A 24,010-nucleotide genomic window follows, 5' to 3' on the forward strand; every position below is an offset into this window, starting at 1 on the left:
GGGACTCCGTTGGTCGGTAGTCAGTACGGTTGTTCTCCCCGTAACACTGCCACGGCCCTCCTCATTCCGAGACACCCGGTCCGATACGCGAGACGATTTCGTCCCAGTAGCCGGGCAGCGCCGCGAATGGACTGGTTTGTCCGACCCGGTCTTCCGCCTGGTCGGTGAAGAAGATCGTCCCGGCGCCCTGCCACCGGGCGATGCGCAGCGCCTCGTCGAGATGGGTGCGCGGCACCCCGTGGACGAGGTGCACGAACCGTTCGGGCGGATGGTCCGCCGTCCACTCCGCCGCCTGCGACCAGCGGTAATCCGCCCAGGATCCAGAGAAGGTCACCAGCTGGCCGGCGAGCCGCGCGTACCCGGGGTGGGAGGGGCCGCCGTGGCCCAGCACCAGGTGCCCGCCGTCGGCGTGGTCCAGGAGCACCTCCAGGGTGCCCGCCGTACGCCGGACGTCGGCGAGGTGCGCCCGGTCCGCGGGACAGCGGTCCAGCAGGAAGCCGTCCACCCGGTACCAGTCGACGTACCGCTGGGCGTCGGAGACGACCTCCTCGAAGGGCCGGGCTCCGTGGCACAGGTCCAGATGCCCGAGGACCGTCACGCCGGCGTTGCGCAGTCGGCCCGCCGCCTCCAGGCAGTGCGGGTCGGGGCGCGTCCCGGGGCCGCCCGCGACATCGAGGACGACCCAGTGCAGCGGCGTGCCCGGGCGGGTCAGCGCGGCCCATTCGGCGGGGGCGACCAGCGGGTGCGCGTAGCCGGGCACGCCGAGGCCGAGCCGGTCCGGCCCGGTCGCGGAGAGGGCCGTGCCCTGCGCCGTGCCCAGGGCGGTGCCCGGGAGCATGCCCTGCGCGGTGCCCGGGACCATGCCCTGCGCCGTACTCCGTGTCGCGCCCTGCGCCGTACTCCGTGTCGCGCCCCGCAGCCAGGCGCCCGTCCCGGTCAGATGCGGCATGCCGCCTCCATCCAGATGTCGGCGAGGGACTCCTCCAGGTTGATGCGGGGCCGCCAGCCGAGCCGGTCCCGCGCGGTGCGGACGTCCGCCTGCTGCCAGCTGCCGCATCCGTCGGGGTACGGGTACGGCGGGGCGGCGGCCAGGTGGTCCGGCAGGCTTTCACCGCGCTGGGCCCCGATGGCCGGTCCGCCGACGGGGCCGCCGAGGGGCCCGCCGAGGGAGGGGCGTCCCGGCGGGGCGTCCAGCTCGTGCAGGGAGCCCGCGAAACCGGCGACGCGCGCGAGGACCGCGGCCGCGTCCCGGAGCCGTACGGCACGGCCCGTGCCGATGTTGACGATGCCCTGCGCGGCGGAGAGGGACGCGGCGTGCACGGCCCGCGCCACGTCCCGTACGTCGACGAAGTCGCGCTGCGCGCCGAGCCCGCCCAGCTTCAGCTCGCCGTCGCCGGCCTGCATGGCGCGGCGCATCGCCTCCGCGAGCCGGCCGAGCGGGGACGCGGCCGGGGTGCCGGGCCCGACGGGCGAGAAGACCCGCAGGACGACGGCGTCCAGACCGGAGCCGAGGACCAGCTCGGTGGCGGCCAGCTTGGACACGCCGTACGGCCCGCCGGGGCGCGGCACCGCGTCCTCGGCGGTGGAGGAGCCGGGCTGCGAGGGCCCGTACTCGGACGCGCAGCCGACCTGCACCAGGCGGGCCCCGCAACCGCTGCGGCGCAGCGCCTCGCAGACGGTGGCGACGGCCACGGTGTTGTGCCGGATCAGGTCGCGCGCCCCGCCCCGGGTGGTGCCGGCGCAGTTGATGACCACCCCGGGGTGGACGGCGTCCAGGAACCGGGTGAGCGCGCCGGGGCTGCCGCCGGCGAGGTCGAAGCGCACGTCGGCGTCGTCGCCGCGCCCGAGGGCGGTCAGGTGCACGGCCGGGTCGGCGAGCAGCCGGTCGGCGACGAAGCGCCCGATGAATCCGTTGGCACCGAGCAGAAGCACCCTCATCGCGCGGCCCCTTCGTGCCGACCGGCCGTTGCTGGGGTTCGGGGTGTCATGTCTGTTCTCTCCTAGGGGTGGTGTGACGGGGTGGGGCTGTACGCCGCGCCCGTACGGTGTCGGCTCCGCGAGCGGGCACGGCGAAGGCGGGCGCCGTGGGGGTCAGGGCGCCACGTGGGCGGAGGCCCGGCCGAGGACGGCCGCGGCACGCGCCAGCAGGGCCAGCGCCGCCACGCCGCAGGCGAGCGCCGGTACGGCTCCGGTCCCCCAGGCCACGACCGCGGCCTCGACGGGCCGGGCGAGGACGTCGCAGCCGGGCAGACGTCCGGCGAGCAGGGAGGCCGGTGCGAGCGCCTCGGCGGCGCAGGCGCCGAGCAGCCCGGCGGCGGCCGGCTCGGGGAAGCCGTGGACGGTGAGCAGCCGGGCGGCGAAGAGCAGGACCCCGAGGGCGACGGCGGCCAGGAAGCCGCTGACGCCGCCGAAGGCGCCCCAGCCGCCCAGGCCACCGCCCACGCCGCCACCGGAGGAGTCGGAGCCCGCCGGCCAGGCCGCCGCCACGGCCGAGCCCGCGGCCGGCAGCAGGGCGACCAGCGCCGCCGCGTACAGCACGACGACGAGGGCGAGGAGCGGGCGTACGGCGGCGGCGACGTCACGCAGGGTCCGGCCGGCCGCGAGCCGGCGGCGCGCCCGTACGGCGAAGAACCGCGCGCACCAGGCGGCGGGCGCCACCGCGAACGCCAGGCCCACCAGCGGTGCCGGGGCCGGGGGCCACGGCTCGTCCGGGCCGCCGCGGAGGAGCGCGGCGAGCAGGCCGTCGCCGTACGCGGCGTACGCGAGCAGCAGCAGGCCGGGCCAGGCGCGCAGGACGGGGAGCGTGCGCCGGGCGCGCGGCCGCAGCGGCCCGCGCCGCAGGCACCCGGCGAGCGCCGCGGCGGCACCGACGGCCCCGGCCACGCCGACGGCGGTGCGCACCGCCCCGTCCGTCACGGCGACGCCCGCCAGCGCGGCCGCGCAGACGGCGCCGGGGAGCAGCGTGAGCAGCACCCACGCGTACCGCCGCCAAGACGCCTCGGAACCGGGAACGGGAACTGCAGGGGTAGGGGAAGGAACGGCAGGGGCAGGAGGCCCGGCGGCACCTTCGGCGGGGCGGGGCACACGCGCGTACAGCTCCTCGGCCAGCGAGAAGACGTCACGGTGCCGGAAGCGGGCGGCGGTGCGGTCGGTGATGCCGTACGCCTCCAGGCCCGCGGCGATGTCCAGCGGGTCGACGGCGCGCTCGCAGAGCTTCCGGTGGCGGAGCAGCAGCGTCCTGACGGGGTCAGCCACGGCCGCCTCCCGCGTGTGCGCCGACGGGGCGCTCGACCCACCCGGGGGCGCCGGGGCGCCCGGTCCAGGTGCCCTGGAGGAAGTCCTCGGCCGGGAGGGCGAAGGGCACGGGGTCACCGGCGGCGTTCACCGCCTCGGTGGTGCGCCGCGCCGGAGTGTGCGACAGCAGCTCCAGGTAAATGCCGCGAAATGCCGCCACGTTCTGCTCGGCGGTGAACAGTTCGAGCGCCCGGGCCCGTGCGGCGGCGCCCAGGCGCGCGCGGCGCGCGGGGTCGCTCAGCAGGGCGAGGCAGGCGTCGGCGAGCACCGGCGCGTTGCGCGGGGGGACGACCAGGCCGGTGCCTCCGATGACCTCGACGACCGCGCCCACGTCCGTGGAGACCGTCGCCCGGCCGCAGAGCATGGCCTCGACGAGCCCGGCCGGAAAGCCTTCGGCGGCGCTCGACAGGACGCTCACACCGCCCGCCGCGTACGCCTGCGCCGGACCGCCGGACCGCCGCTCGAACACCACCGGCGCATCGGACGGACCGGAGGGGCCGGAGGGACCGGACGGACCGGACGGACCGGACGGACCGGAGGGGATGAGCCGTGCCGCCAGGGCCTCGCAGTGGGCGAGGTACGCCGCGGAGTTCCGCCCGCGCCCGGGTTCGGTGATCACCCGGAGCCGCGCGTCGGGCTCCCGCTCGCGCACCCGGGCGAAGGCGTGCAGCAGCGTGATCAGGTCCTTGGCGGGTTCGACGCGCCCCACCCACACCAGCGTGCGCGCGACACCGGGGTCCAGGGTGTCCGCCGCCTCGCCGACCGCCGCGAAGGGTTCGGCGTCGATGCCCGCGTACACCGTGCGCAGCTTGGCGCGGTCGGCGCCGCACCGCTCCTGCCAGCGGCGGGCGTGCGTGGTGCCGGGGGTGATGACGGCGGCCTGTCGGTACACCTCGGCGGCGTGGAGGCGGTGGAAGGAGGCGAGCAGGGTGCGTACGGGAGCGCTCAGGCGCGCGTCGGCACCGGCGAGGTAGTGCGCGCGCAGCTGTACGCCGTACTCCGTGACCAGCAGCGGGACCCCGAAGAAGCGTTTGGCCAGCAGCCCGGCCAGCGCGGGGCGCCCCGCCGACGTGGCGTGGCACAGGTCGACGGCGCCGAGTCCGTCCTCCTCGCCGTACCAGTCGAGCGAGAGGGGGCGCAGGGCGCGCTCCAGCCGGTCGGTGACGGCGAGGAGTTCGGTCACGGTGACGCCGTGCAGGCCCCGGCGTGCGCCGGGCGCGCGGCACGCCGACTCCAGGGCGCGCAGGGCGGTCTCGGAGCGCAGCGCCGGGGCGAGGCCGCCGCTCTCGCGCGCCAGCTCCGCGAGCCCGTACAGCGCTTCGGCGAAGGAGCCGCCCGCGTCCTCCCGGGTGCCGCACACCGCCTGCGCAAGCTGCCCGATGTGCGCGGCGAACCGGCGGCGGGCGTGCCGTCCGGGACGGCGAAGGCGACCGTCCACCGCGGGCTCCCACAGGGCCGCCGTCCGCACCCGCGCGACCTGCGGCGGGAGGGAGACCCAACCGCCGTCCTCCTGGCGGGCGCTGCGGCTGAGCGCGTAGACGTCGACGACGTGCTGCGCGAGCCCGCGCACGAGCCGGTCGCACCAGAGCCCGCCCTCGTGTGACGCATACGGGTACCCGCCCTCGGCCAGCAGTCCGATCCGCACGAGCACACCCCCGATCTCCCTTGAGTACGGCCGCCGTTCAGCCCGGCGGCGCGCGGCTCGGACGAACGTAAGCGGATATGCCGATGGCGCGACGGACGGTTGTCCATCGCGCCACCGGAAGGGGTGAATGCACGTAACTTTCCCGTACGCGACGCGTTTGGTCGCGCTACGGGGCAGCCCTCTCACCCATGGTGAGGGGGCTGCTCAGGAATCGCCGGGGTAGACCCAGGGGTTGGGCCGGCACTTCACGCCGTCGATCTCCAGCGACTTGGTCTGCTGCTGCATGACCGGCGCGAGCGCGCCCGGCGTGCGGCACGTGACGTGGTTGTGCCCGAGGCGGTGCCCGACCTCGTGGTTGATCAGCATCTGCCGGTACGCGTACATGGCGTCGGCGCCGTACGTCTCGGAGCCCTGCGCCCAGCGGTACGCGTTGATCATCACGCGTTCGGTGGCGGCGGAGTCGCACGAGACGTTGTCGATCGTCGTGTCGAGACCGGACTTGGCGCACCAGACGCCGGTCGTGCCGGGGCTGGCGAGGGTGACGACGAACCGCGCCTCGCCGCTCGACACCCGCTCGAACGCCATGGCACCGCCGTGCGCCCAGCTGCGGTCGTCGTTCAGGGTCTTGTGGACCGCCTCGGCGAACAGCCGCGCGTCGAGCCCGAGCCCCTTCTCCACGTCGACGCGGTAGCGCACCTTCTCGCCCCGCCCGGGCGCCTTGTCGAACCCGGGGACGACCTCGAACGCCCCGGACCCCTTCAGCGCCGGGTCCATCGGGAACTGCCGGGTCATGAGCTGCTCGTACGTCGCGGGCGCGGCCGGCTGCTCCACCCGGCCGGCCTCGGACGGCACGGCACGGCCGTCGGCGCGGTCGGAACGGTCGGAGCGGGCGGCCGAGCCATCGTCGTCACGCGGGGCGGCCTCGCCCACCGACCGGTTGGCGGAGAGGTCCGGTCCGGTGCCGGTGACCTGGCCGGCCACGACGACCGCGAGGACCGTGGTGACGGCGGCGGCCGCGATGCCGGTGACGGTGCGGCCCTTGCCGGACCTGCCCTCCTTGGGGGCGGTGGCCGATGCCTCCTCGGGCCGCTCCTCCCCCTGGTCCGTCCGCCGGGCGTCCTCGCCCCGGCCCTGGTCGAACGCTTCCACGAACTCGCGCCGCGGTCCCGGTATCCGCGCCCCGGCACCCACGCCGCTCCGGGGCCCCGGCGCCGTACGGGGTGCGCCCTGCCAGTCGCCGTACCGAGCGGGCTGCTCCTGGTGCGGGTGCTCGGGGTGGCCGCCGCGCGCGTGCGGGGCCTGGTGCCGCTCGTCGGCGTACGCCCGCGGCGGCTCGTACGCCTCCGGCGCCTCGTACGGCCAGGGAGGCGGGGAGGCGGGAGAGGCCGGAGACGTGGGCGCGGCGCCCTTGCGGCGCCTTCCGGTGCCGGGGCCGGGTACGGCTCCGGGAGTGGGTACGGCGCCGGAAGCGGGTACGGCGCCGGGAGCGTGTGCGGGCCGCTCCGCCGGGGCGGGTGCGCCCTCGCTCCCGGCCGGCACGGCGGGAGCGGAGGCGGCGGAGGAGCCCTTGCGACTATGTCGTCCCACGCCCTGGATCAGCTCCCGCCGTCGTCGTCGCCACCGCCACCGCCAGGGGCGTCGCTTTCGTCGATCAGTTCCCGTACGGCCTTCGCGACCGTCTCCGGATACTCCATCATCGCGACGTGCCCGGCGTCCGGAAGCGTCAGCAACCGCGCGTCGCGGAAGGCGGCCGCGGCCCGGCGCGCCATGCGGAACGAGACGAGCTGGTCGCGCCCGCCGTACACCAGCAGCGTCGGCGCGAGCACCCGCTCCGCCTGCCGCCACAGGTTGTGCTGGCCGCCCACGGTGTACGCGTCGACGATGCCGCGCGCCGAGCGGGCCATGGCGTCCCAGAAATAAGGGAGGGCGAGGCGCCGCTCCATCTCCTCCACGGCGTTGCGGAAGCCCTCGTCGGTGACGCGGCCGGGGTCCCCGTAACAGAGGGACATCACACCCCGGACGCGCTGCTCGGCCGTCCAGTCCCTGGTCAGCCGGGAGAACAGCGTCGAGACGCCCGGCAGCGCGAGCAGCGCCGTCGGCCAGGCGCCGCGCTGCGGGCGGAGCTCCGGCAGCGCGGGCGAGACGAGCGTCAGGGTGCGGACGAGGTCGGGGCGGACGGCCGCGACGCGGGTGGAGACGGCGCCGCCGAGCGAATTGGAGATGAGGTGGACCGGCCCCCGGTCGGCGGCGTCGAGGAGCCGGATGACGGCGCGGGCGTGCGCGGTCACCGAGTAGTTGCCGTCGTCGGGCGGCGGCGAGTCACCGAAGCCGGGCAGGTCGACCGCCTCGCCGTCCACGCGGTCGGCCAGGAGCGGCATCAGCGCGGACCAGTTCTGCGAGGAGCCGCCGAGCCCGTGCACGTACAGCGCGGGCGGCAGTCCGGCGCGGGCGGCGGGCCGCGCGCGTACGGTCAGGGTCAGTCCCGGCAGCGCCACCGTGCGCAGCCGCTCGCCCTCCGCGACCCGCACGGTGCTCACCCGCGGCGCCGCCGCGGCGGCGGCAGGGGTTTCCGGCAGCTCGGTCGAAGACATGCGGCAATGTTACGAGACGATCACGCGGCGATTGCTGTGTCGGCCATCACAGATCGCATAGCGCCGTTCACGGGTACCTCCTAGGCTCGTAGAGACGGGGCATTTCGCCCAGGCCCCCGCCCGTCCACGTGAAAGGGAGCCCATGACCGTCGACCCGACCGACTTCGAGACCTTCGACGAGACCGCCGACGAGATCGCGGACGAGACCACGACCGGCGCGTTCACCGAGGAGACCCCGGAGGCGGACGCCGCCGAACAGCACACGGAGCTGCGGCCGCGCGAGGACGATCCGCTCACCCGCATCGACCCGGCGCTGGTGAACCCGGCCGACGCGGCCGAGCAGACGCGGGTGGTGGACCTCGACGAGGACGACTACCGCTGAGACGACTACCGCCGGCGGCCGACCAGCGGTGGTTTTGGCCTGTTTGACATCGTTAAAAGTTGAATCTGATGGCACCAGGGAGCTACCACGAGCGTCCGGTACGTGAAATTCTGCGCTCGCACCGCGCACAGCCGGGTTACCCAAAAGTACGATGGCGGGCGTGGCGCACAGCGCCACATGGATCGATTTTGGGAGGCGGCGTGACAGCCATCGAGCAGACAGAGGCGGCGCGCCCGAGGGGTACACGCCTGCCGCGCCGTGCCCGACGCAACCAGCTTCTGGGCGCGGCCCAGGAGGTCTTCGTCGCCCAGGGGTACCACGCGGCCGCGATGGACGACATCGCGGAGCGCGCCGGGGTCAGCAAGCCGGTGCTGTACCAGCACTTCCCCGGGAAGCTGGACCTGTACCTGGCACTGCTGGACCAGCACTGCGAGTCGCTGCTGCAGGCGGTCCGTACGGCGCTCGCCTCGACGACCGAGAACAAGCTGCGGGTCGCCGCGACGATGGACGCGTACTTCGCGTACGTGGAGGACGAGGGCGGCGCGTTCCGCCTGGTCTTCGAGTCCGACCTGACCAACGAGCCGGCCGTGCGCGAGCGCGTCGAGCGGGTCAGCCTCCAGTGCGCCGAGGCGATCTCGGACGTCATCGCCGAGGACACCGGCCTGTCCAAGGACGAGTCGATGCTGCTGGCCGTCGGGCTCGGCGGCGTGTCCCAGGTGGTCGCGCGGTACTGGCTGTCCAGCGAGTCGTCGATCCCGCGCGAGCGGGCGGTGCAGCTGCTGACCTCGCTGGCCTGGCGGGGCATCGCCGGCTTCCCGCTGCACGGCTCGGAGTCGCACTGACACCCGACGTGTTCGCTGTTGGCGTGTTCGACTGACGGCTGCCGGGTCCCCTCTCCGGGCTAATGTGTGCTGCGTACGGCGCGGCGAACCGCGCAACGCTGACCGTTCGGAGGGACATAGCCGTGGAGGTCAAGATCGGCGTGCTGCACGCGCCCCGGGAGATCGTTCTGGAGTGCGGGCAGTCGGCCGCGGACGTCGAGGCCGCGGTGGCCGACGCTCTGGCGGGCAAGGCGCAGCTGCTCAGCCTGACGGACGACAAGGGCCGCAGGGTCCTGGTGCCGGCGGACCGTATCGCCTACGTGGAGATCGGCGAGCCGGCGGCGCGCCGGGTGGGTTTCGGCGCGCTCTGAGACGTACGGGGCCCACGGGACCGGTACGAGGAAGGCCCGGCGGATGCCGTCGCATCCGCCGGGCCTTCCTCATGCCGTGTCACCGGTCGACGACCGGGCCGACGGTCCGGTCGGCTCGACCAGGGTTGTTTCGGTCACTGATCGGGTAGTACGGCCTACGACCGTTTTGCCCGCCCGGCCCCACCGCGAGGTGATCAGTTGTGCTCGTGGAAGCTCTCGGCTCCGTCGTGCTCGGACTCGCACTCTCCTGGGCTGCCCTCCAGCGGCTGGCCGACCGGCTTCCGCCGCGCCGCGCGGTACTGATCGCCGGCGCCCTGGGCGGGCTGTTCGGCGCGCTCGTCACCCACGCGGCGCTCGGGCCGGGCTTCGTGCTGGGCACCCTGCTGGGTGCCCTCGCCGTGGACGCGGTCGTCCTGTCACTGCTGCTGCGGCCGACCCGTCGGCTGCGCCGCACGGCGGCGACGTAAGCCCGGCGGCGTAAGCCCGGCGGCGACGTAAGGCCAGCGGCGCGAGTGCGGGCGCCAGGGCAGGCGTCAGGGCCGGGCGCCAGAGCAGCGTCAGGCCGCGAGGCCCAGCGCCGCCATCCGCTTGGTGTGGGCCTTGGTGATCCGGGAGAACATCTCGCCGACCGCCGCCAGGTCGAAGCCGTCCGCGACCCCGCCCACCAGCATCGTCGACAGCGCGTCGCGCTCGGCGACCACCCGCTGGGCCTGCGACAGGGCCTCGCCCATCAGACGGCGCGCCCACAGCGCGAGCCGGCCGCCCACGCGCGGGTCGGCCTCGATCGCGGCGCGCACCTTCTCCACGGCGAAGTTGCCGTGCCCGGTGTCGTCCAGCACCGCCAGCACCAGCGCGCGCGTGTCGGAGTCCAGGCGGGCGGCGACCTCGCGGTAGAAGTCGCTGGCGATCGAGTCGCCCACGTACGCCTTGACCAGGCCCTCCAGCCAGTCGGACGGCGCCGTCTGGCGGTGGAACTCGTCCAGCGCCCTCGCGAACGGCTCCATCGCGGACGTCGGGTCCACGTCGATCGCGGTCAGCCGGTCCCGCAGCCGCTCGAAGTGGTGGAACTCCGCCGACGCCATCTTCGCCAGCTCCGCCTTGTCGGCGAGCGTCGGCGCCAGCTTCGCGTCCTCGGCGAGCCGCTCGAAGGCCGCCAGCTCGCCGTAGGCGAGCGCGCCGAGCAGGTCCACGACCGCCGCGCGGTACTGGGGCTCGGCGGAGGCGCCGGCCCAGTCGAGGGCGGCGATCCCGGTCGGTTCTGCGGTCGGTTCTCCGGCCGGTTCTCCGGCGGTGGCGGAAGCGGTGGCGTTGTCAGGCGTCTCCATGAACCGCACAATAGCCCGCCCGTCGGCGCCCGCACGGGCGAGCCCGGCGCACGCCCGGCGCGACGCCGCGGCGGCGCGGGCTCCGACGCCGTCGAGTGTGACCTGCCCCTCGTTATGAATTGGCCCAACACAGATGCGCGAATCCGGGGTACAGTGATATTGCGCCTGCTGAGTATTCAGTCGTCTTCGTACACATACTCGGCGGGCCATCTCATGAATGAGGATGCCCGGTCGGTGGCCCGATCGGCTCCGACCCGACAGCCCTCGGGGCGCCTGGTGCGCCACTTGAGGGGCCCCTCAGCGGTATGACGCTCGAGCGACGGCAGTGGTCCCGCGCCACCCGACTGCGGCCTTGACGGCCTGCGGCCGGCCGTAACTGGCACGGTAAGACCCCCAGCGTTCGCCTCGTACCGCGTCTCACAGAAGAGGCAGCACCCTGACTACGACTTTCCGAGAGCTCGGGATCCTCCCCGAGACCGCCGAGGCGCTCGAAGCCGTCGGCATCACGACGCCGTTCCCCATCCAGGAGATGACCCTCCCGGTCGCGCTCTCCGGCACCGACGTCATCGGCCAGGCCAAGACCGGCACCGGCAAGACGCTCGGCTTCGGCCTGCCGCTGCTGGAGCGGGTCACCGTCCCCGCGGACGTCGAGGCGGGCCGGGCCACGCCCGGGCAGCTGACCGACGCCCCGCAGGCCCTCGTGGTCGTCCCGACCCGCGAGCTGTGCACCCAGGTCACCAACGACCTGCTCACCGCCGGCAAGGTCCGCAACGTCCGCGTCCTCGCGATCTACGGCGGCCGCGCGTACGAGCCCCAGGTCGAGGCGCTGAAGAAGGGCGTCGACGTCATCGTCGGCACCCCCGGCCGCCTGCTCGACCTGGCCGGCCAGCGCAAGCTGGACCTGTCCAAGGTCAAGGCCCTCGTCCTCGACGAGGCCGACGAGATGCTCGACCTGGGCTTCCTGCCCGACGTCGAGAAGATCATCAACATGCTTCCGGCGAAGCGCCAGACCATGCTGTTCTCGGCGACCATGCCGGGCGCGGTCATCGGCCTGGCCCGCCGCTACATGTCGCAGCCCACGCACATCCGCGCCACCGCGCCGGACGACGAGGGCGCGACCGTGGCGAACATCGCGCAGTACGTGTACCGCGCGCACTCCATGGACAAGCCCGAGATGGTCTCGCGCATCCTCCAGGCCAACGGCCGGGGACTCGCGATGATCTTCTGCCGTACGAAGCGGACGGCCGCCGACATCGCCGAGCAGCTGGAGCGCCGCGGCTTCGCGTCCGGCGCGGTCCACGGCGACCTCGGCCAGGGCGCGCGCGAGCAGGCGCTGCGCGCGTTCCGCAACGGCAAGGTCGACGTCCTCGTCTGCACCGACGTCGCGGCGCGCGGCATCGACGTCGACGGCGTCACGCACGTGATCAACTACCAGTCGCCCGAGGACGAGAAGACCTTCCTCCACCGCGTGGGCCGCACCGGCCGCGCGGGCCGCAAGGGCATCGCCGTCACGCTGGTCGACTGGGACGACATCCCGCGCTGGCAGCTGATCAACAAGGCGCTGGGCCTGGACTTCCACGACCCGGTCGAGACGTACTCGACGTCCCCGCACCTGTACGCGGACATGGACATCCCCGAGGGCACCAAGGGCGTCCTGCCGCGCGCCGAGCGGACCCGTGCGGGTCTGGACGCGGAGGAGCTGGAGGACCTGGGCGAGCCGGGCGGCCGCGGCCGTTCGCCTCGTACGTCGCGCTCGTCGCGTTCCGACCGCCCGGAGCGTTCGGGCCGCTCGGACCGTTCGGAGCGCTCGGACCGTTCGGAGCGTTCGGAGGACGCGGCTCCGGCGCGGACGCGCACCCCGCGCCAGCGCCGCCGCACGCGCAGCGGCGCCCCGGTGGCCGCGGACGCCGCGGTGACCGCCGCGGCGACCGCGGTGGAAGAGGCTCCCGCCTCGGACGCGCCCCGCACCCTTCGCCGCCGTCGGCGCACCCGTGTGGGCGCGGCGTCGGAGACGGCCCCGGTGACGCCGGTGGCCGCGGAGCCCCAGGCCGCCGCTCCGGTGGCCCAGGCGACCGAGGCCGCTCCGGTGGCCGAGCCCGTCGCCCAGCCTGCCGTGGAGCCCGTCGCGGAGGAGCCGGCGAAGCCGCGCCGCCGCACGCGCAAGAAGGCGGAGCCGGTGGCCGAGGCCGCGGCGGCGCCCGCCGAGGTGGCCGAGGCCCCTGCCGCCGAGGCTCCGGTCGAGCCGAAGCCGCGTCGTACGCGGAAGAAGGCGGAGCCGGTGGTGGAGGCCGCGGAGGCCGAAGCGCCGGCCGAGGCCAAGCCCCGCCGCACGCGCAAGAAGGCCGTCGCCGCCGAGCCCGCCGCCGAGACCGCGGAGGCACCCGCCGCCGAGGCGAAGCCCCGCCGCACGCGCAAGAAGGCGGAGCCGGTCGTGGAGGCCGCGGACGCCGAAGCCCCGGCCGAGGCGAAGCCCCGCCGCACGCGCAAGAAGGCCGTCGCCGCCGAGCCGGCCGTCGAGGCCGCCGAAGCGCCGGCCGAGGCCAAGCCCCGCCGCACGCGCAAGAAGGCCGTCGCCGCCCAGCCCGAAAGCTGAGTGCTGAGCGACCCGGCTTCGATGGCCCCCGCGTCCTCCTCCCGGAGGCGCGGGGGCCATCGCCTTGTGCAGGGCCCACCCGACCCACCGGTAACCTCGGGGCATGAGCCGGCCGCCCACGTTCACGCCACCCCCCTGCGCCCGCGCCTCCCGTCTGCGGACCGCGCGCGGCGACTTCGCCGTCCTCGACGCCCGCCCCGCCGAGGGCGTCCCGGTGAGGGGCACCGCCCTGCTGCTGCCCGGGTACACCGGCAGCAAGGAGGACTTCATCGCGATGCTCCAGCCGCTCGCCGACGCGGGCTACCGGACCGTCGCCGTGGACGGCCGGGGCCAGTACGAGACCAAGGGCCCGGACACCGAAGGCGCCTACGCGCAGGCGGAGTTGGCACGCGACGCGATCGCGCAGGCCGAAGCGCTCGGTAACGACGGCGGCAGCGGGCCGGTCCACCTCCTCGGGCACTCGCTCGGCGGCCAGATCGCCCGCGCCGCCGTCCTCCTCGACACCGCGCCCTTCGCCACGCTCACCCTCATGTCGTCCGGCCCCGCCGAGGTCGCGCCCGCCCAGCAGCAGAAGATCAAGCTGCTCGGCGACGCGCTGCGCGTCATGACCATGGACCAGGTCTGGGAGGCCATGCGCGCGCTCGACCCGCCGGAGGAGGCCGAGTACCTGCGCAGCACCCGTGAGGACCTGCGGCAGCGCTGGCTGCGGCACCACCCGCTCCAGCTGCTGGTGACGGGCCGCCGGCTGACCGTGGAGCCGGACCGGGTCCACGAGCTCGCCGCCCTCCGCCCGGCCCTCCCCTTGCACGTGGTGTCCGGCGAGAGCGACGACACCTGGCCCGTCCCGCTGCTCGACGCCATGGCGGAGCGCCTCGGCGCCCACCGCACGGTCATCGAGGGCGCCGCGCACTCGCCGAACACCGACCGGCCGGCGGAGACCGCGGCGGCCGTCGCGCGCTTCTGGGATACCCGGGGGTCTCGGCGGCAGGAGCTTCAGAACCGCGACTGAAGCTGCTGCCAGAAGCCGTCCCGCAGCGCCCGCCGCAGCACGGCGTGCCCGCGCAGCGAACGGCTCAGCAGCCGTTCGGCCTCCATCAGGAGGTCCTGGTCCACGGGCCCGGGCAGGTACGGGTGGCTCGGCAGCAGCTCGGCCATGGTGACCGGGCCCCGCTCCGCGAGCCAGGTCTCCGCGATCCGGGCGCCGAGGAAGCGCACCTCGTCGCGCGACGGCGGCGGCTCGCCCTCGTTCTCGTACGTCGTGACCGGGCGGCGCGTGACGTACGGGCGGCAGAAGTCCAGGTCGAAGGCGCGCCGGCTGTCGACCTCCCACAGCAGCGGCTCGGCCTGGTTGCGCCCGTCCGCCGCCTCGATGCCCCACAGGTGCACGCGCGCGCCGTAGCCCTGGGCCGCCTCGACCGCCGAGACCAGGTCCTCGTCGCCGCCGACGAGCGCCGCGTCGCTGATGGCGCGGTGGCGGGCGAGGGACTCCAGGTCGGAGCGGATGAGGGAGTCGACGCCCTTCTGCTGGTTGTTGGCGTTGAGGTTGCCGAGCCGGACCTTGACGTCGGGCAGTTCGGCGATGGCCTGCTGCTCGGGCGTGTGGATGCGGCGCCTGGCGCCGTCGTACCAGTACACGCGCAGCAGCCGGCTGTCGGCGAAGATCGTGCGGGCCTTGTCGATGAAGGCCTCGATCAGGCCCTCGGCGTCGAGGTCGAAGGCGCGCCGGTCCTCGGTGCCCGCCACCAGCAATCCGGCCGAAGCATAGACGTAACCGGCGTCGACGAAGATGGCATGCGTCGAGGGCGTCTTCGCCACCTCGACGAGCATGCGCTGGAGGAGCTCATTGGTGCGCTCCAGGCGACGGGACAGCTCGGCGGCTTCGTTCGCGGTGGGTTCGTTCACGGCGGCTTCGTTCATACCGGCTTCATTGTCCGTCGGCGGCTGACATGCCGCCAGTAGTTAGACACGTAAAAAATTTCCTTAGCGTAGGGAATGTTTAAGGTACGCAGGTCGTTGCACCCGTATGGAACACGACGAAGGGAGAAGCCCGTGCGCTTTGAGATCATGCGACTCGACGACGTCGACGGCACCGCCGTGGACAGCACCGTCGTGGACGCCGCCTCCGTCAACAGGATGGTGCAGCAGGCCGCCGCTATCGGCCAGCGCATCTATATCCGCCCGGCTGAGACCACGGCGTCGTAAGCGCCTGGGCATCGCCCACACACCGCCGCGCCCCCGCACGGAACGACTCCGAGCGGGGGCGCGGTCGTGCGCGGACCGCCGCGTCACGCGGCCTGGATCGTCTGCATCACGCCGTTGATGATCTGCTGCACCGCGATGGCGGAGAGCATCATGCCGGCGAGCCGCGTCACCAGCACCACACCGCCGTCCTTGATCACCCGGATGATCACCAGCGAGTAGCGCATGGTCAGCCACAGCACGACGTGCATGGCGGCGATCGCGCCCCAGACCGAGATCTGCTCCCCGACCCCGTCCGCGTGCTGCACGGCCAGGATGACGGACACGATCGCGCCGGGTCCGGCGAGCAGGGGCATGCCGAGCGGGACGAGGGCGACGTTGACGTCCTTCGTCTGCTTCGGCTCGTCCGTCTTGCCGGTGAGCAGGTCGAGCGCGATGAGCAGCAGGAGCAGCCCGCCCGCGATCATCAGCGCGGGAACGGAGACGTGCAGGTAGTCCAGGATCTGCTGGCCGAGGATGCCGAAGACGGTGATCACGCCGAACGCGACGGCGACCGCCTGCCAGGCCATGCGGCGCTGCGTCTTGGCGGGGCGGCCGGAGGTCAGGGCCAGGAAGATCGGGGTGATCCCGGGGGGATCCATGATGACAAAAAGGGTGAGGAAGAGGGAGCCGAAGACGGCAGCGTCGAACACAGTGTGGCCTTGCGGGAAGAGGTGCGAACAAAAAGGGAGGGGGGAGGGCGTCGCGGTTCACGGGCAGCGGAGGAACGCCCGGGCCGCCCACCACGCGGGGTCGTCACGGGCGTCCTCCCCCGGAGCTACGCCGGGGAGGGACCCCCGGTGCCCGGCACCGGGAACGCGCCGGTGGCGCGCCGGGTGATCTCGCCGTAGATCTCCGGGTCGGTGGTGTACTCGCCGAGCCGGCAGGTCTTGCGGCTGCCGTGGTAGTCGCTGGAGCCGGTGGTCAGCAGTCCGAGGTCCCCGGCGAGGCCGCGCAGCCGCGCGCGCGTCGGCTCGTCGTGGTCCATGTGGTCGACCTCGATGCCGTCGAGGCCGTGCGCCGCGAGGTCGGCGAGGACCGCCTCGGGCACGGTGCGGCCGCGCTTGACGGCGAGCGGGTGCGCGAAGACGGTGACGCCGCCGGCCGCCTTGACGAGGCGGATGGCGGTGTACGGGTCGAGCTCGTGCTTCTCGACGTACGCCCGGCCGCCGTCGGCGAGCCACTCGGGCGTGAAGGCGTCCGAGACGGAGCCGACGACACCGAGCTCGACGAGCGCCTCGGCTATGTGCGGGCGGCCCACGGAGCCGTCGCCGGCGATGGCCGCGACGCGCTCCCAGGTGACCGGTACGCCCAGCTCCTGGAGCTTGCCGACCATCGCCCGGGCGCGCGGCACACGGTCGTCGCGCACGAGCTCGCGCTCGCGGGCCAGCTCGGGCTCGTCCGGGTCGAAGAGGTACGCCAGCATGTGGACGCCGACGCCGTCGATGCGGCAGGAGAGCTCGGCGCCGGTGACGAGGGTGAGCCCCTCGGGGGTCGCCGCGAGGGCCTCCGCGTATCCGCGCGTGGTGTCGTGATCGGTCAGCGCGACGACGTCGAGCCCGGCCGCGGCGGCGGCGCGCAGCAGCTCGGCGGGGGTGTCCGTACCGTCCGAAGCCGTGGAGTGGGTGTGCAGGTCGATGCGCACGACGCGTGACTCCGGGGCTCGGTGACGGACAGGGGACACCCCAGGATAACCGCCCCGGAAGCCGCGTTCCGCACGTCAGAGCAGGCGTGGCGTCAGCGCGCCGCACGGCAGGAGCTCGACCTCCGCGCCCGACTCGCGGACGTCGGTCAGGACGAGTTCGTCGTACAGCAGCATCCCGGAATGCTCCGGCCAGACGATCGCCCACAGCCACAGCCCACGCGCCTCGCCCGCGAAGACCGCGCGGTCCTCGGGCGCGTCGGTGACGTGCCACAGCGGTGTGGGGCGGCCGGCGGCGAGGACCTTGGTCTGCGGCGGTTTGTCGCCGCAGATGTGCGGGCCCGGGTCGGGGCCGTCGATGCCCGCGTACCGCGCGCCGAGGCCGACGCCCAGCTCCTCGGCGATCAGCAGCAGCTCGCCGACGCCACCGAGCGGGCCGGGGCCCGAGCAGGCGACGGCGGTGGCGCGCCCGCCGCTGCGGTCGTCACCGGCGTACGCGACCCCGGTGAAGAGCCAGCCGAGCGGCAGGGGCCAGGGCATCCAGACGGGGACTCTCGCGCGGTGCGTCACGACGCCGAGCGCCTCGACGCTGGGTGGCAGCACGGGCTGCAGCGGGTGCACGGGGCCGTGCACGGCGCACTGCCAGGAGTCGGAGAAGAGGCCGGGCGCCCGGACCCGGCCTCCGCACTTCGGGCAACTGGGTTCGCCCCTCATAGCGTTCAACGGTCCTACCCTGCCGTCGCCGCGTCAAGGACGATCACCCTTCCGGTGTGCCATCCGGCCCAGGAAAAGTACATGTAATTTGCATCCATTAGCCTCTCTAATTTATTGTGTGCATACAGCACTCATCTCTGACTCCGGAGAGGACACCCCCGCATGACGGCTCAGGCACCCGACCCCCTCGACGCGGGCGCACAGGGCGGGCGCGGCATCCTGCGCCAGCCGAGGGCGGTGTGGGCCACCGCCGGCGCGTCCGTCGTCGCCTTCATGGGCATCGGACTGGTGGACCCGATCCTGCCGTCCATCGCCCAGGGCCTGCGGGCCACGCCCAGCCAGGTCTCCCTGCTCTTCACCTCGTACTTCCTGATCACCGCCGTCGCGATGCTGGTCACCGGCTTCGTCTCCAGCCGCATCGGCGGCCGCCGGACACTCCTCGCCGGCCTCGCGCTGGTGATCGTCTTCGCCGCCCTGTCGGGCACCTCCGGCTCGGTCGGCGAGCTCGTCGGCTTCCGGGCGGGCTGGGGACTCGGCAACGCGCTCTTCGTCTCGACCTCGCTCGCCGTGATCGTCGGCGCGGCGGCCGGCGGCAGCGCGGCGGCGATCCTGCTGTACGAGTCGGCACTCGGCCTCGGCATGGCGTGCGGGCCGCTGCTCGGCGCGGTCCTCGGCGACGCGAGCTGGCGCTACCCGTTCTTCGGCACCGCCGCGCTGATGGCGATCGGCTTCCTGTGCATCGCCGCGTTCCTGCAGGAGCAGCCGAAGCCCGCGCGCAAGACGGCGCTGCTCGACCCGCTGCGGGCGCTCGGGCACGGCGGTCTCGCCTCCGCCGCCGCGTCGTCGTTCTTCTACAACTACGCCTTCTTCACGGTGCTGGCCTTCACGCCGTTCGTGCTGGACATGACGCCGTACCGGTCCGGCGCGGTCTTCTTCGCCTGGGGCGTGCTGCTCGCGGTCTTCTCCGTGCTGGTCGCGCCGCGCCTCCAGGAGCGGTTCGGGTCGCTGAAGGTGCTCGCCGGCTCGCTCGTGCTGCTCGCCGCCGACGTCGTCGTGCTCGGGTACGGCGACCACACCACGGCCGTGGTGTGCACGATCCTGTCCGGCGCCTTCATCGGCGTGAACAACACCGTCTTCACCGAGTTGGCCCTCGGTGTGTCGGACGCCCCGCGCCCGGTGGCGAGCGCCGGCTACAACTTCGTGCGCTGGTTCGCGGCGGCCGCCGCCCCGTACTTCGCGCCGAAGCTCGAGGAGTGGAGCGACGTCCACCTGCCGTTCCTGGTGGCGGGCGCGGCGGCGCTGATCGGCGCGGGCATCGTGCTCGTACGGCGGCGCTCGCTGGCCCACGAGGCCGAGGAGCACCTGGAGGCCCGGCCCGAGCCCGCCCTCGTCAACTGACGTACGTCAGTCCAGGGTTACGGACCTGCGCAGCGGATCGCGCAGGTCCGTACCGGCGTTGAGCCACCGTTCCTGGAGCGCCTGCGCGCCGTGCACCCGCTTCCACGCCGCCTCGTTGGGCGTCATCGGCAGCAGCGGCAGGAACCGCACCGGGTCCCTCGGCTCGTCGAGTTCGAGGTCCTCGACCAGGCCCCCGGACTCCGCGACCAGCACGGAGCTGAACGGCGCGCCGGGCCACAGCGGTTCACCGAGGTCCAGGGACGCCCCCGGCGCCACGACCACGCCTTCGACCTGCGGCGAGGCGGCCAGCACGGCCAACGGGCGCAGCACCTTGTCGGTGTCGGCGATCCCCGCCCGTACCGTGAGGAGAAGCTCCGCGCGCGGGCCCTTGACCGGGTCGGCGAGCGCGGCCGTGGGATCGTTCATGGGCTGGGCCGACATGCCGAGGGTGGCGTACCGCACCACATCGCCCTCGGTGAAGCGCAGCACTTCGATGCGGTCCGTGCCGAGGAAGGTCACGGCGGCGCGCGCGTCCGGTTCACCGAGGGCGGTGCGCAGCCGGGCCTCGACCAGTGCAAGAACTTCTTCCATCCGCCGAGCATAAAGCGCGTATGGAATGGGCAAAGTAAGGGATTGACCGTCAGTCGGCTGATAGTCTTGGCCGCTGGTCGGGGCAGCAGGCCGAGCCTGCTTTCCAGCCCCGACGACACGTCGTCCCCCACGGGGGACCGGCCGGAGGAGGTGGGGCTGCGGTGGATCGAAGTCGATCGTGCAGTACCAACGGTTCTTCCGCCCGCTGCCCGGCTTCCTGGGCTTCCGCTCTGTGAGCTGAGGCACACCAGCCACTCCACACACGGCGACGCGCACGACGGAAGAGCACACCCTTTTTTGCCTGTCTGTAGCGAACGCCGTCACCGCGAGCACACCGCGGTGCCGCCCGCTTTGCGGACGTCATGACGCCACGTCCCCATTCCGGGCTGCGCCGGCCTTGTCCCGCGCCGCGCCGACGGCCTCTCCGTGAAGGAGCCAGCCATGTCGATGATCCGTGACCTGCGCGCAGCGGTACGCCCGTCCCTGCGCAAGCGCACCGGAGCCCCGTACAACGCGTACAACTCGTACGACGCCACCCGCGACCCGTCGGCGTCGAGCGCCGTCGTCGACTGCGCCGTCTACCGCGACGGCCGCCGCCTCAAGGAGGAGGCGTGCCTGACGCCGCGCGAGGCGATGCGGCAGGTGCGCGAGGGCGGCGGATTCGCCTGGATCGGGCTGCACGAGCCGACGGAGGCCGAATTCGCGGGCATCGCCGCCGAGTTCGGGCTGCACCCGCTGGCCGTGGAGGACGCGGTCCACGCCCACCAGCGGCCCAAGCTGGAGCGGTACGACGACACGCTCTTCACCGTCTTCAAGACCATCCACTACGTGGAGCACGCCGAGCTCACCGCCACCAGCGAGGTCGTCGAGACCGGCGAGGTGATGTGCTTCACCGGCCGGGACTTCGTGATCACCGTCCGGCACGGCGGGCAGGGCTCCCTGCGCAACCTGCGCCACCGGATGGAGGGCGAGCCCGAGCTGCTGGGCAAGGGCCCGTCGGCGGTGCTGCACGCCATCGCCGACCACGTGGTGGACGGCTACATCGCGGTCGCCGACGCCGTCCAGATCGACATCGACCAGATCGAGATCGACGTGTTCTCGCCGCCGACGAAGGGCTCGACGCGCGGCGCCGACACCGGGCGGATCTACCAGCTCAAGCGTGAGGTGCTGGAGTTCAAGCGGGCGGTGTCGCCGCTGCTGCGCCCGATGCAGCTGCTGAGCGAGCGGCCGATGCGGCTGGTGGACCCGGACATCCAGAAGTACTTCCGGGACGTCGCCGACCACCTGGCCCGGGTCCAGGAGCAGGTCGTCTCCTACGACGAGCTGCTGAACTCCATCCTCCAGGCGAACCTCGCGCAGGCCACCGTCGCGCAGAACGAGGACATGCGCAAGATCACCTCCTGGGCGGCGATCATCGCCGTCCCGACGGCGGTGTGCGGCGTGTACGGCATGAACTTCGACTACATGCCGGAGCTGCGCTGGAAGTACGGCTACCCGCTGGTGCTGGCCGGCATCTCGGTCATCTGTTTCGTCATCCACCGCACCCTCAAGCGCAACGGCTGGCTGTAGCGGCCGGCGCGGCTTCTTCTAAGCTGCGGGGCATGACACACGACGCGCTGCTCGGCCCCGCCCTCGTCGAGGAGGCCACCAAGAAGTCCGGCCTGATCTGGGTACGCGGCGAGGGCGGCCCGGCGCGCGCCCTGTGGCACGTGTGGCACGACGGCGCCGCGTACGTCATCGGCGACGGCCCCGGCGAGCAGCCGCTGCCCCCGGGTCTCGCCGACGGCTCCGCCGCCGAGGTCACCGTGCGCAGCAAGGACAAGGGCGGCCGGGTCGTCGCCTGGACCGCCGCGGTCACCGAGCCGGCGCCCGGCTCGGAGGAGTGGCGGGCGGCCGTCGACGAGCTCAAGGGCAAGCGGCTGAACGCCCCCGACGCCGAGACGATGACGGACCGCTGGGCCCGCGAGTGCCGCCTGCTGCGGCTGACCCCGGGTGAGGCGACGACGGCCCACCCCGACGGCTCGCTGTCGGCGGTCCCGCTGCCCAGCCCGGCGACCACCCGCCACCCGATCCCGGCAGCGCTGCCGCGGCTGCTGCTGAAGCGGCGCAAGCAGGCGAAGAAGGGCTAGTCGCTGGTGCGCGGCAGCTGGCGGCCGTAGTCGAGGGTCTCGTCCTTGGCGGGCTCCGCCAGGGGGAAGTCCTGGTTCCAGTCGGAGAGGGCCACCACGCCCCCGCCGCCGCCACGGGCGAACTGCAGGGGGTACGGGGTGCCCTCCAGGGACACGTCCAGCGTGCCGCCCTCGCCCGCCTTCCCGCCCGAGACCTTGATCGTGCGGATGCCGCCGATCTTGTCGCGGTCGCCCTTGACCACCTCGCCGTGCAGCTCCAGCAGGCCGCCCAGCAGGACGTTCATCTCGGTGAAGCCGCGCAGCTGCTTGTACGAGGGGTCGTCCTGCGGGACCTTGACGTACTTGTCGTCGAGCTTGTCCGCCGCCTGTGTGTCGGACTCGTCGGGCCCCTTCTCGTCCGACTCGCTCTCCGCGTGCGTCCAGAAGTCCGCGTCCGCCTTCAGGAACAGCGCGTCGCCGACCCGCAGCAGCTCGAAGGTGCTCGTACGGGAGGAGACGGAGCCGGTCGCGCCGGTGGCCTTCAGCCGCATGTCGAGCTTGTACGTGCCGCCCTTGCTGACCAGCGTCCCCGACAGCCGGACCGCCTTGGCGGTGTCCGCCGCGCCCTGGGCCTTGGTCTCGATCTCCGAGGCGGACAGCTTGCCCAGCCCGTTGGTTCCCGCGTCCGGGTCCTCCTCGCCACCGCACGCGGTGAGCATCGCGGTCAGTCCGGCGCAGAGTGCGACGGGGAGGGATGCCCGGACTGCCCGGCGGGCGCGCGAAGCCGGGGGGAGAGCGGTCACCTGCGCACTGCCTCTCGTCTGCTGGTGAGGGGTTGTGAGACCGCAGCGTACCGGGGCCTTCCGCGGGGTCCGGCAGAGAGCCGGACGGACGCCCTGCCTGGGCGACCCGCATCGGGACGGGCTAGCCTGAATCGTCGTAAAGCACTCATCGGTGTCGATTTCCGGCCGCCCGGTGGGACGGTGGCGGGCGAGGAGGTGTACGGCATGGCGTCAGGCACCGCCCGGGTCTTCGTCTCCCACCTCGCCGACGTCCCCGTCTTCGACCCCAACGGGGACCAGGTGGGCCGCGTCCGCGACCTCGTCGCGATGCTGCGCGTCGGCCGCCGCCCGCCCCGGCTCCTCGGCCTGGTCGTCGAGGTGATCGGCCGGCGCCGGATCTTCCTGCCCATGACCCGGATCACCGGCGTGGAGTCCGGCCAGGTCATCACCACGGGCGTGCTCAACGTCCGGCGCTTCGAGCAGCGCCCCACGGAGCGCCTGGTCCTCGGCGAGCTGCTCGACCGCCGGGTCCGGCTCGTCGAGGACGGCTCCGAGGTGACCGTCCTCGACGTGTCCATCCAGCAGCTCCCGGCCCGGCGCGACTGGGAGATCGACAAGGTCTTCGTCCGGCGGGGCGGCGGCGGGGCGCTGCGCCGCAAGGGCGAGACGCTGACCGTCGACTGGTCGGCGGTGACGGGCTTCTCGCTGGAGGAGGAGGGCCAGGGCGCGGAGAGCCTGCTCGCCACCTTCGAGCGGATGCGCGCGGCCGACCTCGCCAACGTCCTGCACCACCTGTCGCCCAAGCGCCGCGCCGAGGTCGCCGCCGCCCTCCACGACGACCGGCTCGCCGACGTACTGGAGGAACTGCCCGAGGACGACCAGATCGAGATCCTCGGCAAGCTGAAGGAGGAGCGGGCCGCGGACGTCCTGGAGGCGATGGACCCGGACGACGCGGCCGACCTGCTGTCCGAGCTGCCCGAGGCCGACAAGGAGCGGCTGCTCACCCTGATGCGGCCGGACGACGCCGCCGACGTACGCCGCCTGATGGCGTACGAGGAGCGGACGGCGGGCGGGCTGATGACCACCGAGCCGATCGTGCTGCGCCCCGACGCGACGGTCGCCGACGCCCTCGCGCGCGTACGCCAGCGGGACCTCTCCCCCGCGCTGGCGGCGCAGGTGTACGTCTGCCGGCCGCCCGACGAGACGCCGACCGGGAAGTACCTGGGGACGGTGCACTTCCAGCGGCTGCTGCGCGACCCGCCGTTCACGTTGGTGTCGGCGATCATCGACACCGACCTGGAGCCGCTCTCCCCCGACACCCCGCTCCCCGTCGTGACCAGCCACCTCGCCACGTACAACCTGGTCGCCGCCCCCGTCGTGGACGACGGCGGGTCGCTGCTCGGGGCCGTCACCGTCGACGACGTACTGGACCACCTGCTGCCCGAGGACTGGCGCGAGGCGGAGTTCGACCCCGAGGGCGGGGTGTCGCATGGCGGCTGAGCGCAAGCACGACCG

At 73.6% G+C, this 24,010-nt stretch carries 24 protein-coding genes; 11 read left to right on the forward strand and 13 right to left on the reverse strand.

The annotated features are described in order from the left end of the window. Positions 1–61: 61 nt before the first annotated feature. The 6 genes from AC07FJ_RS11855 to AC07FJ_RS11880 form a co-directional block, all read right to left on the reverse strand. Positions 62–838 carry a spherulation-specific family 4 protein gene (locus tag AC07FJ_RS11855; protein WP_479048332.1) on the reverse strand — a complete coding sequence of 259 codons (777 nt, stop codon included), beginning with the start codon at positions 836–838 and terminating at the stop codon, positions 62–64. Positions 839–936: 98 nt separating this feature from the next. Beyond that, positions 937–1,938, reverse strand: a complete 1,002-nt coding sequence (locus AC07FJ_RS11860; RefSeq protein WP_479047870.1) for an NAD-dependent epimerase/dehydratase family protein — start codon at positions 1,936–1,938, stop codon at positions 937–939. 153 nt (positions 1,939–2,091) lie between these two features. Beyond that, complete coding sequence (locus AC07FJ_RS11865; protein WP_479047872.1) at positions 2,092–3,255, reverse strand: hypothetical protein; 1,164 nt, start codon at positions 3,253–3,255, stop codon at positions 2,092–2,094. Continuing rightward, a complete protein-coding gene (locus tag AC07FJ_RS11870; protein ID WP_479048334.1) occupies positions 3,248–4,939 on the reverse strand; it encodes a DUF3492 domain-containing protein in 1,692 nt (563 codons plus the stop codon). Before AC07FJ_RS11870 ends, AC07FJ_RS11865 begins: the two co-directional genes overlap by 8 nt. 204 nt (positions 4,940–5,143) lie before the next feature. Then, a complete protein-coding gene (locus AC07FJ_RS11875; protein ID WP_479047874.1) occupies positions 5,144–6,526 on the reverse strand; it encodes a DUF3152 domain-containing protein in 1,383 nt (460 codons plus the stop codon). Positions 6,527–6,534: 8 nt separating this feature from the next. Beyond that, positions 6,535–7,530, reverse strand: coding sequence for an alpha/beta fold hydrolase (locus AC07FJ_RS11880; RefSeq protein ID WP_479047877.1), 996 nt, complete (start codon positions 7,528–7,530; stop codon positions 6,535–6,537). A gap of 142 nt (positions 7,531–7,672) precedes the next feature. On the opposite strand from AC07FJ_RS11880, the gene AC07FJ_RS11885 reads away from it, so the two are divergent. The 4 genes from AC07FJ_RS11885 (at position 7,673) to AC07FJ_RS11900 (ending at position 9,571) form a co-directional block, all read left to right on the forward strand. Continuing rightward, on the forward strand, positions 7,673–7,912 hold the full coding sequence (locus AC07FJ_RS11885) for a hypothetical protein (RefSeq protein ID WP_479047879.1): 240 nt from the start codon (positions 7,673–7,675) through the stop codon (positions 7,910–7,912). 200 nt (positions 7,913–8,112) lie between these two features. Then, positions 8,113–8,754, forward strand: a complete 642-nt coding sequence (locus AC07FJ_RS11890) for a TetR/AcrR family transcriptional regulator (protein WP_355364199.1) — start codon at positions 8,113–8,115, stop codon at positions 8,752–8,754. Between the two features lie 122 nt (positions 8,755–8,876). Beyond that, entirely contained in the window at positions 8,877–9,104 is a 228-nt protein-coding gene (locus AC07FJ_RS11895; RefSeq protein ID WP_361419554.1) for a DUF3107 domain-containing protein, read from the forward strand. Positions 9,105–9,304: 200 nt separating this feature from the next. Further along, a complete protein-coding gene (locus AC07FJ_RS11900; protein ID WP_479047881.1) occupies positions 9,305–9,571 on the forward strand; it encodes a hypothetical protein in 267 nt (88 codons plus the stop codon). Positions 9,572–9,661: 90 nt separating this feature from the next. Here AC07FJ_RS11900 and AC07FJ_RS11905 read toward each other — a convergent pair whose 3' ends face one another. Continuing rightward, positions 9,662–10,429, reverse strand: coding sequence for a ferritin-like fold-containing protein (locus AC07FJ_RS11905; RefSeq protein ID WP_479047882.1), 768 nt, complete (start codon positions 10,427–10,429; stop codon positions 9,662–9,664). A gap of 529 nt (positions 10,430–10,958) precedes the next feature. Here AC07FJ_RS11905 and AC07FJ_RS11910 point away from each other — a divergent pair. Both AC07FJ_RS11910 and AC07FJ_RS11915 read left to right on the forward strand, forming a co-directional pair. Beyond that, positions 10,959–13,022 carry a DEAD/DEAH box helicase gene (locus AC07FJ_RS11910; RefSeq protein WP_479047884.1) on the forward strand — a complete coding sequence of 688 codons (2,064 nt, stop codon included), beginning with the start codon at positions 10,959–10,961 and terminating at the stop codon, positions 13,020–13,022. 103 nt (positions 13,023–13,125) lie between these two features. After that, positions 13,126–14,031, forward strand: coding sequence for an alpha/beta fold hydrolase (locus AC07FJ_RS11915; protein ID WP_479047886.1), 906 nt, complete (start codon positions 13,126–13,128; stop codon positions 14,029–14,031). On the opposite strand, the gene AC07FJ_RS11920 is transcribed toward AC07FJ_RS11915, so the two are convergent. Then, the gene (locus AC07FJ_RS11920; RefSeq protein WP_479047889.1) at positions 14,016–14,939 is read right to left on the reverse strand and encodes an NYN domain-containing protein; all 924 of its coding nucleotides are present in this window, start codon (positions 14,937–14,939) and stop codon (positions 14,016–14,018) included. The genes AC07FJ_RS11915 and AC07FJ_RS11920 overlap by 16 nt on opposite strands. Positions 14,940–15,071: 132 nt before the next feature. On the opposite strand from AC07FJ_RS11920, the gene AC07FJ_RS11925 reads away from it, so the two are divergent. Beyond that, complete coding sequence (locus AC07FJ_RS11925; RefSeq protein WP_361419566.1) at positions 15,072–15,224, forward strand: hypothetical protein; 153 nt, start codon at positions 15,072–15,074, stop codon at positions 15,222–15,224. An 83-nt stretch (positions 15,225–15,307) separates the two neighbouring features. Here AC07FJ_RS11925 and AC07FJ_RS11930 read toward each other — a convergent pair whose 3' ends face one another. From AC07FJ_RS11930 to AC07FJ_RS11940, 3 genes are all read right to left on the reverse strand, one after another. Further along, entirely contained in the window at positions 15,308–15,913 is a 606-nt protein-coding gene (locus tag AC07FJ_RS11930; protein WP_355364178.1) for a MarC family protein, read from the reverse strand. 125 nt (positions 15,914–16,038) lie between these two features. Further along, entirely contained in the window at positions 16,039–16,905 is an 867-nt protein-coding gene (locus AC07FJ_RS11935) for a PHP domain-containing protein (protein WP_479047892.1), read from the reverse strand. Positions 16,906–16,980: 75 nt separating this feature from the next. Next, positions 16,981–17,616, reverse strand: a complete 636-nt coding sequence (locus AC07FJ_RS11940) for a DUF6758 family protein (protein WP_479047895.1) — start codon at positions 17,614–17,616, stop codon at positions 16,981–16,983. A 162-nt stretch (positions 17,617–17,778) separates the two neighbouring features. On the opposite strand from AC07FJ_RS11940, the gene AC07FJ_RS11945 reads away from it, so the two are divergent. Further along, positions 17,779–19,014 (forward strand): MFS transporter, encoded by a 1,236-nt coding sequence (locus AC07FJ_RS11945; RefSeq protein ID WP_479047896.1) that lies wholly within the window; start codon positions 17,779–17,781, stop codon positions 19,012–19,014. Positions 19,015–19,020: 6 nt separating this feature from the next. Here the strand turns inward: AC07FJ_RS11945 and AC07FJ_RS11950 are convergent, their stop codons facing one another. Continuing rightward, positions 19,021–19,605, reverse strand: a complete 585-nt coding sequence (locus AC07FJ_RS11950; RefSeq protein ID WP_479047898.1) for a suppressor of fused domain protein — start codon at positions 19,603–19,605, stop codon at positions 19,021–19,023. A 441-nt stretch (positions 19,606–20,046) separates the two neighbouring features. Here AC07FJ_RS11950 and AC07FJ_RS11955 point away from each other — a divergent pair, with 441 nt between their 5' ends. Further along, a complete protein-coding gene (locus AC07FJ_RS11955) occupies positions 20,047–21,174 on the forward strand; it encodes a magnesium and cobalt transport protein CorA (RefSeq protein WP_468284462.1) in 1,128 nt (375 codons plus the stop codon). Positions 21,175–21,206: 32 nt separating this feature from the next. Next, positions 21,207–21,734 carry a hypothetical protein gene (locus AC07FJ_RS11960; RefSeq protein ID WP_479047901.1) on the forward strand — a complete coding sequence of 176 codons (528 nt, stop codon included), beginning with the start codon at positions 21,207–21,209 and terminating at the stop codon, positions 21,732–21,734. Here AC07FJ_RS11960 and AC07FJ_RS11965 read toward each other — a convergent pair. Then, the gene (locus tag AC07FJ_RS11965) at positions 21,731–22,516 is read right to left on the reverse strand and encodes a hypothetical protein (protein WP_479047904.1); all 786 of its coding nucleotides are present in this window, start codon (positions 22,514–22,516) and stop codon (positions 21,731–21,733) included. The two genes, AC07FJ_RS11960 and AC07FJ_RS11965, sit on opposite strands and share 4 nt — an antisense overlap. 204 nt (positions 22,517–22,720) lie before the next feature. Between AC07FJ_RS11965 and AC07FJ_RS11970 the strand changes: the two genes are divergently transcribed. Further along, positions 22,721–23,995, forward strand: coding sequence for a magnesium transporter MgtE N-terminal domain-containing protein (locus tag AC07FJ_RS11970; RefSeq protein WP_361419593.1), 1,275 nt, complete (start codon positions 22,721–22,723; stop codon positions 23,993–23,995). Positions 23,996–24,010 lie beyond the last annotated feature (15 nt).

This window comes from Streptomyces sp. NPDC045998, from assembly GCF_056430285.1.

Excerpts from the sequence above, each read along its gene's own strand:
- AC07FJ_RS11855 (WP_479048332.1), bottom strand. The coding sequence starts at position 838 with ATGCTCCCGGGCACCGCCCTGGGCACGGCGCAGGGCACGGCCCTCTCC.
- AC07FJ_RS11860 (WP_479047870.1), bottom strand. The coding sequence starts at position 1,938 with ATGAGGGTGCTTCTGCTCGGTGCCAACGGATTCATCGGGCGCTTCGTC.
- AC07FJ_RS11880 (WP_479047877.1), bottom strand. The coding sequence starts at position 7,530 with ATGTCTTCGACCGAGCTGCCGGAAACCCCTGCCGCCGCCGCGGCGGCG.
- AC07FJ_RS11885 (WP_479047879.1), top strand. The coding sequence starts at position 7,673 with ATGACCGTCGACCCGACCGACTTCGAGACCTTCGACGAGACCGCCGAC.
- AC07FJ_RS11905 (WP_479047882.1), bottom strand. The coding sequence starts at position 10,429 with ATGGAGACGCCTGACAACGCCACCGCTTCCGCCACCGCCGGAGAACCG.
- AC07FJ_RS11910 (WP_479047884.1), top strand. The coding sequence starts at position 10,959 with ATGACCCTCCCGGTCGCGCTCTCCGGCACCGACGTCATCGGCCAGGCC.
- AC07FJ_RS11915 (WP_479047886.1), top strand. The coding sequence starts at position 13,126 with ATGAGCCGGCCGCCCACGTTCACGCCACCCCCCTGCGCCCGCGCCTCC.
- AC07FJ_RS11920 (WP_479047889.1), bottom strand. The coding sequence starts at position 14,939 with ATGAACGAAGCCGCCGTGAACGAACCCACCGCGAACGAAGCCGCCGAG.
- AC07FJ_RS11940 (WP_479047895.1), bottom strand. The coding sequence starts at position 17,616 with ATGAGGGGCGAACCCAGTTGCCCGAAGTGCGGAGGCCGGGTCCGGGCG.
- AC07FJ_RS11945 (WP_479047896.1), top strand. The coding sequence starts at position 17,779 with ATGACGGCTCAGGCACCCGACCCCCTCGACGCGGGCGCACAGGGCGGG.
- AC07FJ_RS11950 (WP_479047898.1), bottom strand. The coding sequence starts at position 19,605 with ATGGAAGAAGTTCTTGCACTGGTCGAGGCCCGGCTGCGCACCGCCCTC.
- AC07FJ_RS11955 (WP_468284462.1), top strand. The coding sequence starts at position 20,047 with ATGTCGATGATCCGTGACCTGCGCGCAGCGGTACGCCCGTCCCTGCGC.
- AC07FJ_RS11960 (WP_479047901.1), top strand. The coding sequence starts at position 21,207 with ATGACACACGACGCGCTGCTCGGCCCCGCCCTCGTCGAGGAGGCCACC.
- AC07FJ_RS11970 (WP_361419593.1), top strand. The coding sequence starts at position 22,721 with ATGGCGTCAGGCACCGCCCGGGTCTTCGTCTCCCACCTCGCCGACGTC.